A 15993-nucleotide genomic window follows, 5' to 3' on the forward strand; every position below is an offset into this window, starting at 1 on the left:
CCCAGGTCTACGTTTTGCGATCCGTGAAGGTGGTCGTACAGTGGGTGCTGGTGTAGTTTCTAAAGTTACTGCATAATTGTTTTATCTCAAACCGAGGGTTTCGATTCTCGGTTTGTCTTATAGGTCAGTAGTTCAATTGGTAGAGCGTCGGTCTCCAAAACCGAATGTTGGGGGTTCGAGTCCCTCCTGACCTGCCATATTTTTAAATAAAAAGCTTGATGCCGACTGATCTGGTCATATAATAAGTCGCGAATCCTACGACGAGTAAAAGAATGTCGAATGATAAATCGCGTGACGCAATGGGCGGCGCGCCAATTCCTCAAAGAAATAACCCTGCTGAAGTTGTAAGCTCTGGTACACCATTTGATGTGGTGTTATGGATCTTTGCATTGATTCTGTTGATTGGTTCAATGATGGTTCCACAGTTTTTACCAGCATATTGGGCACCTGCAAATAGCATTTGGGTGCGCATTGGGGTAATTATAGCTTGTATCGTAGTGGCTTTAGGTTTATTATACGCCACCCATCAAGGCAAAGGCTTTGTTCGTTTGTTGAAGGATGCTCGATTAGAATTACGTCGAGTGACTTGGCCTACGAAACATGAAACAGTTACAGCTTCATGGCAAGTTCTACTGGTAGTAGTGGTTGCGGCGATCATTTTGTGGTGCTTTGACTACATTATTGGTTGGTTTATGAAGTTTATTATCGGGTAAGAGAGCTATGAAACGTTGGTACATTATTCATGCCTATTCTGGTTATGAAAAACAAGTGATGCGTTCACTTAATGATCGAATCCAGCGTAGCGCTGTTGCTGATAGCTTTGGTGAAGTCCTTGTTCCTACTGAAGAAGTAGTGGAAATGAAGGATGGTAAGAAACGTAAATCAGAGCGTAAATTCTTTCCTGGCTATGTGTTAGTTGAAATGGAAATGAATGATGAAACTTGGCACATTGTTAAAGAATGTCCAAAAGTATTAGGTTTCATCGGTGGTACAGCAGAAAAGCCTGCACCCATTACGCAAAAAGAAGCTGATGCGATTCTTGCACGTGTACGCAATACTGGTGAAGCACCTCGTCCTAAGACAATGTTTGAACCAGGCGAAGAATTATTGGTTATTGACGGTCCATTCACAGACTTTAAAGGTGTGGTGGAAGAAGTTATATACGATAAATCACGTTTAACCTTAACGATTAACGTGTTTAATCGACCAACACAAGTTGAATTGGAATTTCGTCAAGTCGAAAAAACAGTTTAATCATTGTTGGTTGAAAAGCGCCCGATTTTATCGGGCATTGTTATTATCGCAGTAATATGTTTGCTGTGTGAATAAAATGGGGAGCCTAACGGCGTTACTACCCAGAGGTATTAGATAATGGCTAAGAAGATTGACGGCTATATCAAGCTGCAAGTTCCAGCTGGTAAAGCGAATCCATCTCCACCGATTGGTCCTGCACTAGGTCAACGTGGTGTTAACATCATGGCATTCTGTAAAGAATTCAATGCTGCGACACAAAAACTTGAAGCTGGTCTTCCAATTCCAGTCGTGATTACTGTGTACAACGATAAGTCGTTCACTTTCATCATGAAAACTCCTCCTGCTGCGATTCTTCTTAAGAAAGCTGCGGGTATCCAAAAGGGTTCAGCTGTACCTAACAAAACTAAAGTTGGTAAGTTGACTCGTGCTCAATTGGAAGAAATTGCGACTACTAAAGAACCAGATTTAACTGGTGCTGATTTAGACGCACGTGTTCGTACCATCGCTGGTTCTGCACGTTCTATGGGCTTGGAAGTGGAGCTATAAGACATGGCTAAATTAACTAAACGTCAAAAAGCCATCGTTGCTGCTGTTGAAGCACACAAAGTTTACACTTTGGAAGAAGCGGTTGCAGTTCTTAATGGTCTTCCTGCAGTTAAATTCAAAGAGTCTTTGGATGTTGCTGTAAACCTAGGTGTTGACCCTCGTAAATCTGACCAAGTTGTTCGTGGTGCGACGACACTTCCTGCAGGTACTGGTAAAACTGTACGTGTAGCTGTGTTTGCTCAAGGCGCTGCTGCTGAAGCTGCTAAAGCTGAAGGCGCGGACGTTGTTGGTTTTGATGATCTTGCTGAAAGCATCCAAGCGGGTAACCTTGACTTTGATGTTGTTATTGCTGCTCCAGATGCAATGCGCGTTGTTGGTAAGTTAGGTACAATTCTTGGTCCACGTGGCTTAATGCCAAACCCTAAAGTGGGTACTGTAACTCCTGACGTAGCAACTGCAGTTAAAAATGCAAAAGCGGGTCAAGCACGTTACCGTGTAGACAAAGCGGGTATCATCCATGCTGCGATCGGTCAAGTAGGTTTTACTGCTGAAGCTGTTCGTTCAAACGTTGAAGCACTTATTGCTGACCTTAAGAAAGCAAAACCTGCGACTTCTAAAGGTATCTACATTCAAAAGATCACTTTGAGCTCAACGATGGGTCCTGGTCTTACTGTGGATGTACAAAACGTTTCTAAATAAGTTTTAACTTATTTAAATAAAGAATTTTAAAGCCCTGAGAAAATTTTAAAGCATCGCTTTAAAATTTTCGCAAGAAACGTAGTTTCTCGCAAACTCAGGCAAACTTTGAATTGATAAGTGAATATTTATCAGCGTCAAAGACCTCAGGCGAGGTGGTTTTTCGAAGCCACTTCTTAAAAATCCAGTCTGAGTAGACGCGGTGGTGTGATTTGTTCCTCCTCCGCGTGTAAATCGAAAGGTTTACGAATTGGGAGTGCACTTTTTTAGAGTGCATAAATCACCGTTAGGAGGTTTTACAATGGCTCTTCTTATCGAAGACAAAAAACAGATCGTAGCTGAAGTAACAGAAGTTGCTTCTACTGCGTATGCTGCTGTTGTTGCTGACTACCAAGGTTTAACTGTTGAGCAATTAACTGCTCTACGTGTTGAAGCGCGTAAACTAGGTGTTGCTACTCGTGTAGTACGTAATACTTTGGCTAAACGTGCGCTTCAAGACACTCAATTCAATATTTTGAATGACAACCTTGTTGGCCCAACAATCTTAGCTTTCTCAACTTCTGAAGACGACATGGGCGCTGCAGCTCGTTTGTTTGAAGAATTTGCTAAAACTAATAAAGCATTTGAACTTAAAGCTGCTGCATTTGACGGTAAAGTTTATCAAGGTGCTGAAGTTAGCGTAATCGCGAACCTTCCAAACCAAGAGAAAGCGCTTACTATGCTTGCAAACGTTCTTCAAGCTCCTATTTCGAAATTGGGTCGCCTTATTACAGCGCTCAAAGAGAAAAACGAGTCAGAAGCTGCTTAAGCTTAAACATTTTTACACACCATTCAATATCCATTTGGAGTTACTCTCATGGCTTTAACTAACGAAGAAATCTTAAACGCAGTTGCTGAAAAAACTGTTCTTGAACTTGTTGAATTAATTTCTGCTTTCGAAGAAAAATTCAATGTATCTGCTGCTGCTGTAGCTGTAGCTGCTGCTCCAGGTGCTGGCGCTGCTGCTGCTGAAGAGCAATCAGAATTCACAGTTGAACTTGCTAGCTTCGGTGCTAACAAAGTTGCTGTAATTAAAGCAGTTCGTGAAGCAACTGGTCTTGGTCTTAAAGAAGCGAAAGATCTTGTTGAAGGCGCTCCTTCTGCAATCAAAGAAGGCGTTTCTAAAGAAGAAGCTGAAGAACTTAAGAAAAAACTTGAAGAAGCTGGTGCTGAAGTTAAACTTAAGTAATCGCTTAGGGGGTCGATTATTTAAAAATCGACTCCACAAATTGGCTGATAGCTCTTGGGCTATCAGCCTTTTTGCGTTACAATAATCGGCTCGATTTTAGATTGAATGATAGAAAAATCATCAATTTTAAGAATAAGCAAACAAAATCAAACGCTTAACAATATTTTTCCATTTTAAAAATATTGTTAAGCGTTTTATACCACTGAAAATTGCAGCATTTGTAAAAGGTGGTGGTCATATCGACCTGCGTAATTCCTTCTAAATCCGTTCTGCAGGCGGGTTTAGTTTACTTTCCGAGGACTCCAGATGGCATACTCATATACCGAAAAGAAACGGATCCGTAAGAATTTTGGTAAATTGCCCCAAGTGATGGATGCTCCGTACCTGCTCGCGATCCAAGTCGACTCGTACAGAACATTCTTACAAGATGGCAAAACTCCAAAAAACCGCGAAGATATCGGTCTCCAAGCCGCATTTCGTTCAGTGTTTCCAATAGAAAGTTATTCTGGCAATGCTGCTTTAGAATTCGTTGAGTATAGCCTTGGTAAACCAGAGTTTGATGTACGTGAATGTATTCTTCGCGGCTCAACTTATGCGGCACCAATGCGCGTAAAAATTCGTTTGATCATTAAAGATCGTGAAACGAAATCAATCAAAGACGTTCGTGAACAAGAAGTTTACATGGGTGAAATGCCACTCATGACAGAGAACGGTACATTTGTGATTAACGGTACTGAGCGTGTAATCGTATCTCAGTTACACCGTTCTCCAGGTGTGTTCTTCGATCATGACAAAGGTAAAACTCATTCAAGCGGTAAAGTGTTGTATTCAGCACGTATTATTCCTTACCGTGGTTCATGGTTAGACTTTGAGTTTGATGCGAAAGATTTAGTTTATGTACGTATTGACCGTCGTCGTAAATTACTTGCGACTGTTGTTTTACGTGCGTTGAACTATAGCAACGAACAAATTCTAGACATGTTCTATGAAAAAGTTCCTGTATATCTTGATATGGGCAGTTATCAAATTGACCTAGTGCCAGAACGCCTACGTGGTGAAATGGCGCAGTTTGATATTGCAGACAATGACGGTAAAGTGATTGTTGAACAAGGTAAGCGTATCAATGCGCGTCATGTACGTCAAATGGAAGCAGCGGGCTTAACTAAGCTTCCTGTACCTGATGAATATTTATATGAGCGTATTGTTGCACAGGATATTACTTTACATGATGGTGAAGTGATTCCTGCCAATACAGTGCTTAGCCATGAAATTATGGTGAAAATTGCGGAAGGCGGCGTTAAGCAGTTTAACGTGCTTTATACCAATGACATCGACCGTGGTCCATTCGTTGCAGATACTTTACGTGCAGATACGACTTCAGGTCGTGAAGAAGCACTGGTAGAAATCTACAAAGTAATGCGTCCAGGTGAGCCACCAACAAAAGAAGCTGCTGAAAACTTATTCAATAACTTATTCTTCTCAACTGAGCGTTATGATTTATCGCCAGTGGGTCGTATGAAGTTTAACCGTCGTTTAGGTCGTCCTTATGAAGTCGGTACTGACCAAAAATCACGTGAAGTTGAAGGTATTCTTTCAAACGAAGACATTACTGATGTATTAAAAACATTGGTTGAAATTCGTAATGGTAAAGGCGAAGTCGACGATATTGACCATTTAGGTAACCGTCGTGTGCGTTCTGTTGGTGAAATGACAGAAAACCAATTCCGTGTAGGTCTTGTTCGTGTTGAACGTGCTGTAAAAGAGCGTTTAAGCCAAGCTGAAACAGATAATTTGTCACCACAAGATTTGATCAATGCAAAACCAGTTGCTGCTGCAATCAAAGAATTCTTTGGTTCAAGCCAATTGTCTCAGTTCATGGACCAAAATAACCCATTGTCTGAAATTACACACAAACGTCGTGTATCAGCACTCGGGCCTGGTGGTTTAACACGTGAGCGTGCGGGCTTTGAGGTACGTGACGTACATCAAACGCATTATGGTCGTGTATGTCCAATTGAGACTCCTGAGGGTCCAAACATTGGTTTGATCAACTCACTTTCAGTGTATGCGAAATGTAATAGCTTCGGTTTCTTGGAAACACCTTACCGTAAAGTTATTGATGGTCGTGTAACAGATGAAGTTGAATATTTATCTGCGATTGAAGAAGTCGGTACTGTGATTGCACAGGCCGATTCAGGGATCGATCAAGATGGTCATTTGACTGAAGAATTTGTTTCTGTACGTCATCAAGGCGAATTCGTTCGTATGCCTCCTGAAAAAGTGACGCATATGGACGTTTCTGCACAGCAGGTTGTATCTGTTGCGGCATCATTGATTCCGTTCCTTGAACACGATGACGCCAACCGTGCATTGATGGGTTCAAACATGCAACGTCAGGCTGTTCCTACATTGCTTGCTGACAAACCACTTGTTGGTACAGGTATGGAAGCAAACGTAGCACATGACTCTGGTGTGTGTGTGATTGCGAAACGTGGCGGACGTATTGAGTTTGTTGATGCTTCTCGTGTGGTTATTCGTGTCAATGAAGACGAAATGATCGCGGGTGAGGCAGGTGTAGATATCTACAACTTGATCAAATATACACGTTCGAACCAAAACACTTGTATTAACCAAAAAGTGCTTGTAAGCCTTGGTGATAAAGTGGGTCGTGGTGACGTTCTTGCTGATGGTCCATCGACTGATGGTGGTGAATTAGCACTCGGTCAAAACATGCGCGTTGCGTTCATGACTTGGAACGGTTACAACTACGAAGACTCGATTTTACTTTCTGAGCGTGTACTTCAAGAAGATCGTTTGACTTCAATTCATATTCAAGAATTGTCATGTGTAGCACGTGATACTAAGTTAGGTGCAGAAGAAATTACTGCGGATATTCCTAACGTGGGTGAAGCTGCACTGTCTAAATTGGATGAGTCAGGGATTGTGTATATCGGTGCTGAAGTGACAGCAGGTGATATTCTTGTTGGTAAAGTAACACCGAAAGGCGAAACGCAATTAACACCTGAAGAAAAATTGCTTCGTGCAATCTTTGGTGAGAAAGCGGCTGACGTTAAAGATTCATCTTTACGCGTATCGTCTGGTGTGAAAGGTACAGTCATCGATGTTCAAGTCTTCACTCGTGATGGCATTGAAAAAGATGAACGTGCTCAAGCAATTGAAAAAGCACAACTTGATGCTTACCGTAAAGACTTGAAAGAAGAATACAAAATCTTCGAAGAAGCAGCACGTGAGCGTGTGGTTCGCTTGTTGAATGGTCAAGAGTCGAATGGTGGTGGCACAACTAAACGTGGTCAAAAAATCACTGAAGACGTGTTGTCTAGTTTAGAGTTGGTAGATCTGCTTGAAATCCAACCTGTTGACGAAGCAATTGCTGAACGTTTGACACAAATTCAAGTGTTCTTGAAAGAGAAGAGTCTTGAAATTGATGAGAAATTTGCAGAGAAAAAACGCAAACTTTCTACAGGTGATGAACTTACAACTGGCGTATTGAAAGTTGTTAAAGTGTATTTAGCTGTTAAACGTCGCATCCAACCGGGTGATAAAATGGCGGGTCGTCACGGGAACAAAGGTGTTGTATCAAACATCTTACCTGTAGAAGACATGCCACATGATGCAAACGGTGTGCCTGTTGATGTGGTACTTAACCCGTTAGGTGTACCATCACGTATGAACGTGGGTCAGATTCTAGAAACTCACTTGGGTATGGCAGCAAAAGGTCTTGGTGACAAGATCGATAAGATGTTGCAAGAACAACGTACTATTCTTGAGTTACGTGAATTCTTAGACAAGATTTATAACCAAGTTGGTGGCGAGCAAGAAGATCTTGATAGCTTAACTGACGATGAAATCTTGGTATTATCAGGTAATTTACGTAAGGGTGTGCCTTTAGCAACACCAGTATTTGATGGTGCTGAAGAGTCACAAATCAAAGACTTACTTGAACTTGGTGGTATTTCACGTACAGGTCAAACCGTATTGTATGACGGACGTACAGGTGAGCGTTTCGACCGTCCAGTCACTGTAGGTTATATGTACATGTTGAAACTCAACCACTTGGTTGATGACAAGATGCATGCACGTTCTACTGGTTCTTACTCTCTAGTAACGCAGCAGCCATTGGGTGGTAAAGCTCAATTCGGTGGTCAGCGTTTCGGTGAGATGGAGGTCTGGGCACTTGAAGCTTATGGTGCTGCTTATACACTTCAAGAAATGCTTACTGTGAAGTCGGATGACGTTGAAGGTCGTACTCGCATCTATAAGAACATTGTAGATGGTAACCATTATATGGACCCAGGTATGCCTGAATCGTTCAACGTATTGACCAAAGAGATCCGTTCTTTAGGTATCAACATTGAACTGAAAAATGGTGACTAATTAGCCATTGAAATCTCCCTAAGACCTCATTTGTACTAAGTGGGGGACTTAGGGGATTTTTCAGTTAAAAAACAATATTTGTGACCCAGTTGTAGAGTGAAAATCTCCACAACACACGGAGAAAAAAATTGAAAGACTTGCTCGATATCATGCGCAAAAAGACGGACTCAGACGGTCATGCTCCTGTAGAGTTTGATCGCATCCGTATTGGTCTTGCGTCACCAGAAATGATTAAGTCATGGTCTCATGGTGAAGTAAAAAAACCTGAGACGATTAACTATCGTACGTTCAAACCAGAACGTGATGGTTTATTCTGTGCCAAAATCTTTGGTCCAGTCAAAGATTACGAATGCTTGTGTGGTAAATACAAGCGTATGAAATACAAAGGCGTCATTTGTGAAAAATGTGGCGTTGAAGTAACGACTGCGAAAGTTCGTCGTGAACGTATGGGTCACATTGAACTTGCTTCACCTGTTGCACATATTTGGTTTTTGAAATCATTACCAAGCCGTATCGGTTTGTTACTTGATATGACTTTACGTGATATCGAACGTGTATTGTATTTCGAATCTTATGTCGTTACTGATCCAGGTATGACACCGCTTGAAAAATATCAACTTCTGAATGATGAAGAATATTTCACAGCGTTAGAAGAACACGGTGATGAATTCAGCGCGAAAATGGGTGCTGAAGCAGTTCAAGATTTGTTAAAAGACATCGATCTTGAAGCTGAAATTACACGTCTTCGTGAAGAAATTCCAAATACAACGTCTGAGACTAAACTTAAAAAAGCCTCTAAACGTTTGAAATTGATGGAAGCATTCAACGATTCAAATAACAAGCCTGAATGGATGGTGTTGACTGTACTTCCAGTTCTTCCACCAGATCTTCGTCCGCTTGTACCGCTTGAAGGTGGTCGTTTTGCGACTTCTGACTTGAACGATTTGTATCGTCGTGTCATCAACCGTAACAACCGTTTGAAACGTCTTCTTGACCTTGCAGCGCCAGACATTATCGTACGTAACGAAAAACGTATGTTACAAGAGTCTGTAGATGCATTGTTAGATAACGGTCGTCGTGGTCGTGCAATTACAGGTTCAAACAAACGTCCGCTGAAATCTTTGGCAGATATGATCAAAGGTAAACAAGGTCGTTTCCGTCAAAACTTACTTGGTAAGCGTGTTGACTACTCTGGTCGTTCGGTGATTACCGTTGGTCCATCACTACGTTTGCACCAATGTGGTCTTCCTAAGAAAATGGCACTTGAATTATTCAAACCATTTATCTTTGCGAAACTACAAGCTTCAGGCCAAGCAACAACCATTAAAGCTGCGAAGAAAATGGTTGAACGTGAGACACCAGAAGTTTGGGATGTACTTGCATCTGTCATTCGTCAACATCCAATTATGTTGAACCGTGCGCCAACACTTCACCGTTTAGGTCTTCAAGCATTTGAACCGACTTTAATTGAAGGTAAAGCGATCCGTCTTCACCCACTCGTATGTGCTGCGTTTAACGCCGACTTCGACGGTGACCAAATGGCGGTACACGTTCCATTAACACTTGAAGCTCAGCTTGAAGCTCGTGCGTTAATGATGTCAACCAATAACATCTTATCACCTGCAAATGGTGAGCCGATTATCGTGCCTTCTCAGGACGTGGTCTTGGGTTTGTATTACATCACACGTGATGCAATCAATGCCAAAGGCGAAGGCATGGTGTTTGCGGATACTCACGAAGTTAACCGTGCATTGGCTACAGGTCAAGTAGACTTACACGCTCGTGTAAAAGCACGTGTACACCAAACTGTGATTGATGAAAATGGTAACCGTGAGCATCAAACTATTGTTGTGGACACAACTCCAGGTCGTTGCCTCCTTTGGGAAGTTGTTCCTGAAGGGATGGATTTCCAACAAATTAACGTTGAGATGACCAAGAAAAACATCTCGAAGTTAATCAACTCTTGCTACCGTAAATTGGGTCTAAAAGATACAGTTATCTTCGCTGACCAATTGATGTACTTGGGCTTCCGTCAAGCAACACGTTCAGGTGTTTCTGTGGGTATGGAAGACATGTTGATTCCGCCACAAAAGCAAGCAATTATCGACAAAGCTGAAACAGAAGTTCGTGAAATTGAACATCAGTTTGAGCAAGGTTTCGTAACTGCGGGTGAACGTTATAATAAAGTGGTCGATATTTGGGCACGTACCAACGACCAAGTTGCCAAAGCGATGATGGATAACTTGTCATTCACGACTGTTAAAAATAAACAGGGTGAAGACGAGAAACAAAAATCCTTCAACAGTATCTATATGATGTCTGACTCAGGTGCCCGTGGTTCTGCAGCTCAGATTCGTCAGTTAGCAGGTATGCGTGGTTTGATGGCGAAACCAGATGGTTCGATCATTGAAACCCCAATTAAAGCAAACTTCCGTGAAGGTTTGACTGTACTTCAGTACTTCATTTCAACACACGGTGCACGTAAAGGTTTGGCCGATACTGCATTGAAAACAGCGAACTCAGGTTACTTGACTCGTCGTTTGGTTGACGTAGCACAAGACTTAGTCATCACTGAGCCTGATTGTGGTACTTATGATGGTCTTGTCATGACACCATTTATTCAAGGTGGTGATGTCATTGAGCCATTGAGCCAACGTGTATTAGGTCGTGTAACTGCTGAAGATGTTACTAAAGTGGGTTCAGATGAAGTTATCTTGCCTCGTAATACTTTGATTGATGAAAAACTTGCTCAATACCTTGAAGATTCTGGTGTTGACGAAGTTAAAGTACGTTCAGTTGTAAGCTGTGCATCGACATTTGGTGTTTGTGCGAAATGTTACGGTCGTGACCTTGCACGTGGTCACTTGGTAAATCCAGGTGAGTCTGTCGGTGTAATGGCTGCACAATCCATTGGTGAGCCTGGTACACAGTTAACCATGCGTACGTTCCACGTCGGTGGTGCTGCAAGTCGAACTTCTGCTGCAAATAGCGTTCAAGTACGTAATAAAGGTACAGTACGTTTCCATAATGTGAAAACTGTACAACATGCTAAAGGGCATTTGGTCTCTGTTTCACGTTCAGGTGAAATTGGTATTGCGGATGATTTAGGTCGTGAGCGTGAACGTTATAAACTTCCTTACGGTGCATCCATCTTAATTAAAGATGGTGAGCTTGTTGAAGGAGGCGGTATTGTTGCAACTTGGGATCCACATACGCATCCATTAGTGACGGAAGTTGCGGGTAAAGCACGCTTCAGCCAAATTGCTGATGGTGTGACTGCAACATCGAAAACTGATGATGCAACAGGTATGACCACAACTGAAATTTTACCTGTAACAGCGCGTCCAGCTTCTGGTAAAGATTTACGTCCTGCGATTGTGCTAGATACAACCGATGGTGGTGAACAGTTCTACTTCTTGCCACAAAACACGATTGTGACTGTTCGTGATGGCGAAACAATCGGTGTCGGTGATGTTATCGGTCGTGTACCACAAGAAACCTCTCGTACGCGTGATATTACCGGTGGTTTACCACGTGTAGCTGACTTATTCGAAGCACGTAAACCGAAAGAACATGCGATCCTTGCAGAAGTGTCTGGTATCGTCAGCTTCGGTAAAGAAACTAAAGGTAAAAACCGTTTAGTGATCACACCTGATGATGGTTCTGAGATCTACGAAGAATTGATTCCGAAATGGCGTCAAATCAACGTATTCGAAGGCGAGCATGTGAACCGTGGTGAAACCATTTCTGATGGTCCACAAAACCCACATGACATCTTGCGTTTGAAAGGTGAAGTTGCATTAACCAACTACATCGTGAACGAAGTTCAAGACGTTTATCGTCTACAAGGTGTAAAAATCAACGATAAGCACATTGAAGTTATCGTACGTCAAATGTTGCGTAAAGTTGATATCACTGATGGCGGTGATACAAGCTTCATCAAAGGCGAACAAGTGGATTACATCCGTGTTGTGGGCGAAAACCAAGCGGTTGCGGCTCAAAACAAATTCCCTGCGAAGTTTGAACGTCAATTGATGGGTATTACCAAAGCATCGCTTTCTACAGACTCATTCATCTCTGCTGCATCGTTCCAAGAAACAACACGTGTGTTAACTGAAGCGGCTGTAACAGGTAAAGAAGATGAATTACGTGGCTTGAAAGAGAACGTGGTTGTAGGTCGTCTGATCCCAGCGGGTACAGGTTTGGCTTACCACTTAGAACGTCGTCGTCAAGAAGCAGAAGCTGCTGAACATGAACTTGTAAATGACTTCTCTGAAGTTGACCAAGCATTTTCACAAGCTTTAAATGAAGATTCTTTCTAAGAAATTCATTTAGAATTTGAAATGAAGAAGACGCCCGAGGGCGTCTTTTTTTATGTGCTATGGATTTACAAAATATGCATGAAAAGTTGCGTTTTTTAACACACTATAAAGATTCAATTCATGAAATAAGATTAAGATGGCAAGAGTTAAAAAAGGACTGATGGAGATGAATATGAAAAAGGTTATTACAGTTTTGGCAGTTGCATCACTTTCAACTATGCTGTTGGCAGGTTGTGAAAATATGTCAAGTAATGATAAACGTGTTGCATCAGCTGCTTTAGGTGGTGCAATTGGTGGTGGTGTGGGGAATAACGTGGGTGGCGGTACAGGTGCTGCGCTTGGCGGTGGTGCAGGTGCTGCAGTGGGCAGTAAAACCCAAAATGGTTCTAACCGTAATGCAACCTATAGTGGTGTAGGTGGCGCGATTGGTTCAGCAATTGGTAAAGGCGTATTCGGTGGCAATGCAGGTGCTGCGATTGGTGGTGCAATCGGTGGTGGTGCAGGTGCTGCGATTGAACAAAAACGTTAAGTTTTAGCTTTAAAAGATTGATTTAAAAAAATAAGCGCATTCTGCGCTTATTTTTATTGGAAAATTTTAGTGTTGGCGATTGGCCTTTTCAACCAAACCCGATAAACCTTGACGACGTGCCAATTCATTAAGCACCAATTGTACATCTAGGTCGAAATAACCTAGCATGACAATGGTATGAAACCAAACATCTGCCACTTCATAAATGAGGTCATTTTTATTGTCTTCATTGTCATGTGCTTGATATTCTTTTGCAGCAATCACAGTTTCAAAGCTTTCTTCACCGACTTTTTCTAAGATTTTATTTAAACCTTTATGATAAAGTTTTGCCACATAAGACGATTCAGGATCGGCTTTTTTACGTTCTGCCATCATTTTGCCCAAATAACCCAAAACTTCAACTTGTTCAGCTTGGGCATTGGAAGCATTCATTGCCAATGTATGTGGGTTAGATGACTTCTCTTCAGACTTGCCACCATAAATGGCGTTCGGATCTTTGAGCTGAGCATCGACAATTTCCCAACCATTTGGCGTAAGTTTGCGGTAAAAACAAGACTCACGACCAGTATGGCAAGCGATACCACCTTCCTGTTCAATTTGTAACACAATAACGTCAGCATCGCAGTCTAAACGGATTTCATAAACGGTTTGAAAATGTCCTGACTCTTCGCCTTTAAACCAGAGTTTATTGCGTGAACGTGAGAAGTAAACACCACGCATTTTTTCCGCGGTGAGTTGTAGTGCTTCACGGTTCATCCATGCCACCATCAAAATACGTCCTGTTTGATGATGCTGTGCAATAGCAGGAATAAGTCCTTGTTCGTTAAATTTTACTTCATCGAGCCATTGCAAGTTGTTCATAGGATTTCACCAAGTTACTAATTTAAAAGGTTTGAGCGCTACGCTTTTAACGTAGAGGTCTATAGTTTACGTGATTTGGAGTGATTTGCGGGAAATCTTGGAAATTATTTAATCAGCTTATGATCTAAAGAGTGGTAAAGTCAGAATAAGTTTTGAATCTATATTTTCAATGTGGGCCTGTAAGATCAAATCACACGCCCACCAATGATCAGATTGATATAACAGTGTCAGTAGATGACTTAAAAGTGATAAAAAGCAGTCGAGCTTTGACGATGTTGAGGGTAAGTCTGCCAAAGCTTTGTATAATCATAAATTCTTTATTTTTGAATTACAAACCTTGCATCACTTCCGCAAAATTCTGCTTTTCGACCAATTCCAAAAACTCATCGCCCATACGTTGGCTTTCAACCACGGTTTGCTTCCATAATTTTTTACGCTCAGCATCAGACAAGCCTTTTAAAACAAAGTCTTTACGGTCAGGTAAACGACCTAAAGGCAATGAATTTAAATAATCCTGAGAGGGAGAAATCAGCAAAGTACGTGCCTGATTTTGTGGATTGGCTCTGCGCGATTTAAACATCTTGTCGAACCAGCCAGGGGTGATGCTGTCGGTGAAATGGGGATATAAAACAATCCCTTTACTCTCAAAAGGTAGGTCAATGTGATAGTCAATTAAACCCCCATCACGATAAGCCCCTTTAGGTGCGTCAGCAATATTTTTCACTGCAGGGGTGACCGCAGGAATGGAACCCGAAGCCATGAGCCAATCGGCGACATTGTCGGTATTAAAGTTAATATAATGGGTTTTAAACGCATCATCCTGAATTTTAAATTGTGGAAAATCAGTCGGCTGACAAATGACACGTTGCATAAATTTATTTAAATGATCACGTGAAATCGCATTGCTACCGATAATTCCAAGCAAGGAACTATATAGCGCAAATTTGTGGTCACTTTGAAACAGATGCTCAGCTTTCGCCGCAATGATCGTCAAATGATAATCAGGATGATCAACCAATCTTTGCGTTTGATCGCCTAAAATACCATGCAACATATCACGTGATATTTTTTCGATATCCGCAATTTTCATGCCTTTTTTAAAGGGCAAATTGATATATAACTCAGCCAATTTTTCAGGTCCAAGTTTTTCACCTTGCGCTACAATTCCTGCAAAACGCCATGCACCCACAGATGAGCCAATTAAAAAGCGGCGTTGTTTGGCTTGTGGAAGAAACTCACCAAAGATGGCTTGGTCGAGACCCATTAAACCAATGCCTTTTGGACCACCTGCCGCACCGGGAATCATGTCGACATGATGTGCTTGTAGTCCTTCTTTTTCTATGAGTTGTTTGGCAAGTGAGCCTGCTTGAATTGTTAATGCAGCAGGGCGTTTTTGTAAAATTTGGGTCATGGTTTCATTCACTCAAACGGATGTGAGTATTTTAGGAATAAGCCGTGACAGGACAATGGCGATAGGTTTCAGTGGGTGACTTGGGAGTCATGGGCTTTCTTTATACCAACATAAATGCAAATATTCTTCGAGATGGGTTGAATAGTCAAAAGTATATTCACGATTACAGCTGTCAAAAAAGTTATTCCAATCATCTAAATCTAAGAATTCTTGTATTTCTGAATTAAATGCCTGACCAACTTCAGGTAAGTCCGACCTAAAAATATGATTAGAATTTTCTAAGCCAAATTTTTGAGTCATGACAATTTTATCTTCAATTAAATAATGTGCAATATTGTATTGGATAATTCCATTTTCAAGTATTATAAATTGTGCATCTGCGCTAGTAGTTTGTAGATAACCAAGTAAAATTATGGTCTTATATTTTTTTGATAAATAGATTAAAAAATCAAAAATGAGAGGATCTGTTAAATCATGATAATTAAAGACAATATCAACCCAATGAATACTGTAGTTGCATGAAACGATAATAGTATCAGTCTTTTTATCGTAGTCGTGAAAATACCATTCTTGAACAACAGGTAAACTGAGTTGGTCAGTAACTTTATAAAATTTTTTTATTTCATCTAAGATAGTTTGGATGGAAGGATGGAGAATGCTTATTTTAGAATGAGTAGCCATATTATATTATCTTTGTATTTCTGATTTAAAAATCACACCAGTTTTGATGTGATTTTTGATGCTTTTCTTA

General features: G+C 41.3%; 13 protein-coding genes and 1 tRNA gene. 11 read left to right on the top strand and 3 right to left on the bottom strand.

Features of this window, described 5'->3' with window-relative positions; genetic code table 11:
* The 11 genes from HX129_RS07780 to HX129_RS07830 form a co-directional block, all read left to right on the top strand.
* Positions 1-76: EF-Tu C-terminal domain-related protein (locus tag HX129_RS07780; RefSeq protein WP_502872623.1), on the top strand; the 76-nt coding region annotated here is incomplete at its 5' end.
* A 45-nt stretch (positions 77-121) separates the two neighbouring features.
* A tRNA-Trp gene (locus HX129_RS07785) sits at positions 122-197 on the top strand.
* Positions 198-272: 75 nt separating this feature from the next.
* Entirely contained in the window at positions 273-713 is a 441-nt protein-coding gene (secE, locus tag HX129_RS07790) for a preprotein translocase subunit SecE (RefSeq protein WP_180047449.1), read from the top strand.
* A gap of 7 nt (positions 714-720) precedes the next feature.
* Positions 721-1254: a transcription termination/antitermination protein NusG gene (gene nusG / locus HX129_RS07795; protein ID WP_111861062.1), complete on the top strand. Its 534-nt coding sequence runs from the start codon at positions 721-723 to the stop codon at positions 1252-1254.
* Positions 1255-1371: 117 nt separating this feature from the next.
* Positions 1372-1800 (top strand): 50S ribosomal protein L11, encoded by a 429-nt coding sequence (rplK, locus tag HX129_RS07800; RefSeq protein ID WP_004813566.1) that lies wholly within the window; start codon positions 1372-1374, stop codon positions 1798-1800.
* A 3-nt stretch (positions 1801-1803) separates the two neighbouring features.
* Entirely contained in the window at positions 1804-2499 is a 696-nt protein-coding gene (gene rplA, locus HX129_RS07805; protein WP_174493428.1) for a 50S ribosomal protein L1, read from the top strand.
* Between the two features lie 298 nt (positions 2500-2797).
* Entirely contained in the window at positions 2798-3304 is a 507-nt protein-coding gene (rplJ, locus tag HX129_RS07810) for a 50S ribosomal protein L10 (protein WP_130074254.1), read from the top strand.
* A 48-nt stretch (positions 3305-3352) separates the two neighbouring features.
* A complete protein-coding gene (gene rplL / locus HX129_RS07815; protein WP_065993999.1) occupies positions 3353-3724 on the top strand; it encodes a 50S ribosomal protein L7/L12 in 372 nt (123 codons plus the stop codon).
* A gap of 306 nt (positions 3725-4030) precedes the next feature.
* Positions 4031-8119 (top strand): DNA-directed RNA polymerase subunit beta, encoded by a 4089-nt coding sequence (gene rpoB / locus HX129_RS07820; protein ID WP_174493427.1) that lies wholly within the window; start codon positions 4031-4033, stop codon positions 8117-8119.
* A gap of 128 nt (positions 8120-8247) precedes the next feature.
* A complete protein-coding gene (rpoC, locus tag HX129_RS07825; RefSeq protein ID WP_130074257.1) occupies positions 8248-12441 on the top strand; it encodes a DNA-directed RNA polymerase subunit beta' in 4194 nt (1397 codons plus the stop codon).
* A 172-nt stretch (positions 12442-12613) separates the two neighbouring features.
* The gene (locus tag HX129_RS07830; RefSeq protein ID WP_130074258.1) at positions 12614-12970 is read left to right on the top strand and encodes a YMGG-like glycine zipper-containing protein; all 357 of its coding nucleotides are present in this window, start codon (positions 12614-12616) and stop codon (positions 12968-12970) included.
* A gap of 66 nt (positions 12971-13036) precedes the next feature.
* Here the strand turns inward: HX129_RS07830 and hisIE are convergent, their stop codons facing one another.
* From hisIE to HX129_RS07845, 3 genes are all read right to left on the bottom strand, one after another.
* A complete protein-coding gene (hisIE, locus tag HX129_RS07835) occupies positions 13037-13831 on the bottom strand; it encodes a bifunctional phosphoribosyl-AMP cyclohydrolase/phosphoribosyl-ATP diphosphatase HisIE (protein ID WP_130074259.1) in 795 nt (264 codons plus the stop codon).
* Positions 13832-14159: 328 nt separating this feature from the next.
* Positions 14160-15242, bottom strand: a complete 1083-nt coding sequence (locus tag HX129_RS07840) for a patatin-like phospholipase domain-containing protein (RefSeq protein WP_286435152.1) — start codon at positions 15240-15242, stop codon at positions 14160-14162.
* Positions 15243-15329: 87 nt separating this feature from the next.
* A complete protein-coding gene (locus HX129_RS07845; RefSeq protein ID WP_286435151.1) occupies positions 15330-15923 on the bottom strand; it encodes a hypothetical protein in 594 nt (197 codons plus the stop codon).
* Positions 15924-15993: the final 70 nt, after the last annotated feature.

The sequence above is a fragment of the Acinetobacter sp. 251-1 genome (genome assembly GCF_030329305.1).
Lineage (GTDB): Bacteria > Pseudomonadota > Gammaproteobacteria > Pseudomonadales > Moraxellaceae > Acinetobacter > Acinetobacter piscicola_A.

Excerpts from the sequence above, each read along its gene's own strand:
- HX129_RS07845 (WP_286435151.1), bottom strand. The coding sequence starts at position 15,923 with ATGGCTACTCATTCTAAAATAAGCATTCTCCATCCTTCCATCCAAACT.
- secE (WP_180047449.1), top strand. The coding sequence starts at position 273 with ATGTCGAATGATAAATCGCGTGACGCAATGGGCGGCGCGCCAATTCCT.
- rplL (WP_065993999.1), top strand. The coding sequence starts at position 3,353 with ATGGCTTTAACTAACGAAGAAATCTTAAACGCAGTTGCTGAAAAAACT.
- HX129_RS07830 (WP_130074258.1), top strand. The coding sequence starts at position 12,614 with ATGAAAAAGGTTATTACAGTTTTGGCAGTTGCATCACTTTCAACTATG.
- hisIE (WP_130074259.1), bottom strand. The coding sequence starts at position 13,831 with ATGAACAACTTGCAATGGCTCGATGAAGTAAAATTTAACGAACAAGGA.
- HX129_RS07840 (WP_286435152.1), bottom strand. The coding sequence starts at position 15,242 with ATGACCCAAATTTTACAAAAACGCCCTGCTGCATTAACAATTCAAGCA.
- nusG (WP_111861062.1), top strand. The coding sequence starts at position 721 with ATGAAACGTTGGTACATTATTCATGCCTATTCTGGTTATGAAAAACAA.
- rplK (WP_004813566.1), top strand. The coding sequence starts at position 1,372 with ATGGCTAAGAAGATTGACGGCTATATCAAGCTGCAAGTTCCAGCTGGT.
- rplJ (WP_130074254.1), top strand. The coding sequence starts at position 2,798 with ATGGCTCTTCTTATCGAAGACAAAAAACAGATCGTAGCTGAAGTAACA.
- rpoB (WP_174493427.1), top strand. The coding sequence starts at position 4,031 with ATGGCATACTCATATACCGAAAAGAAACGGATCCGTAAGAATTTTGGT.
- rplA (WP_174493428.1), top strand. The coding sequence starts at position 1,804 with ATGGCTAAATTAACTAAACGTCAAAAAGCCATCGTTGCTGCTGTTGAA.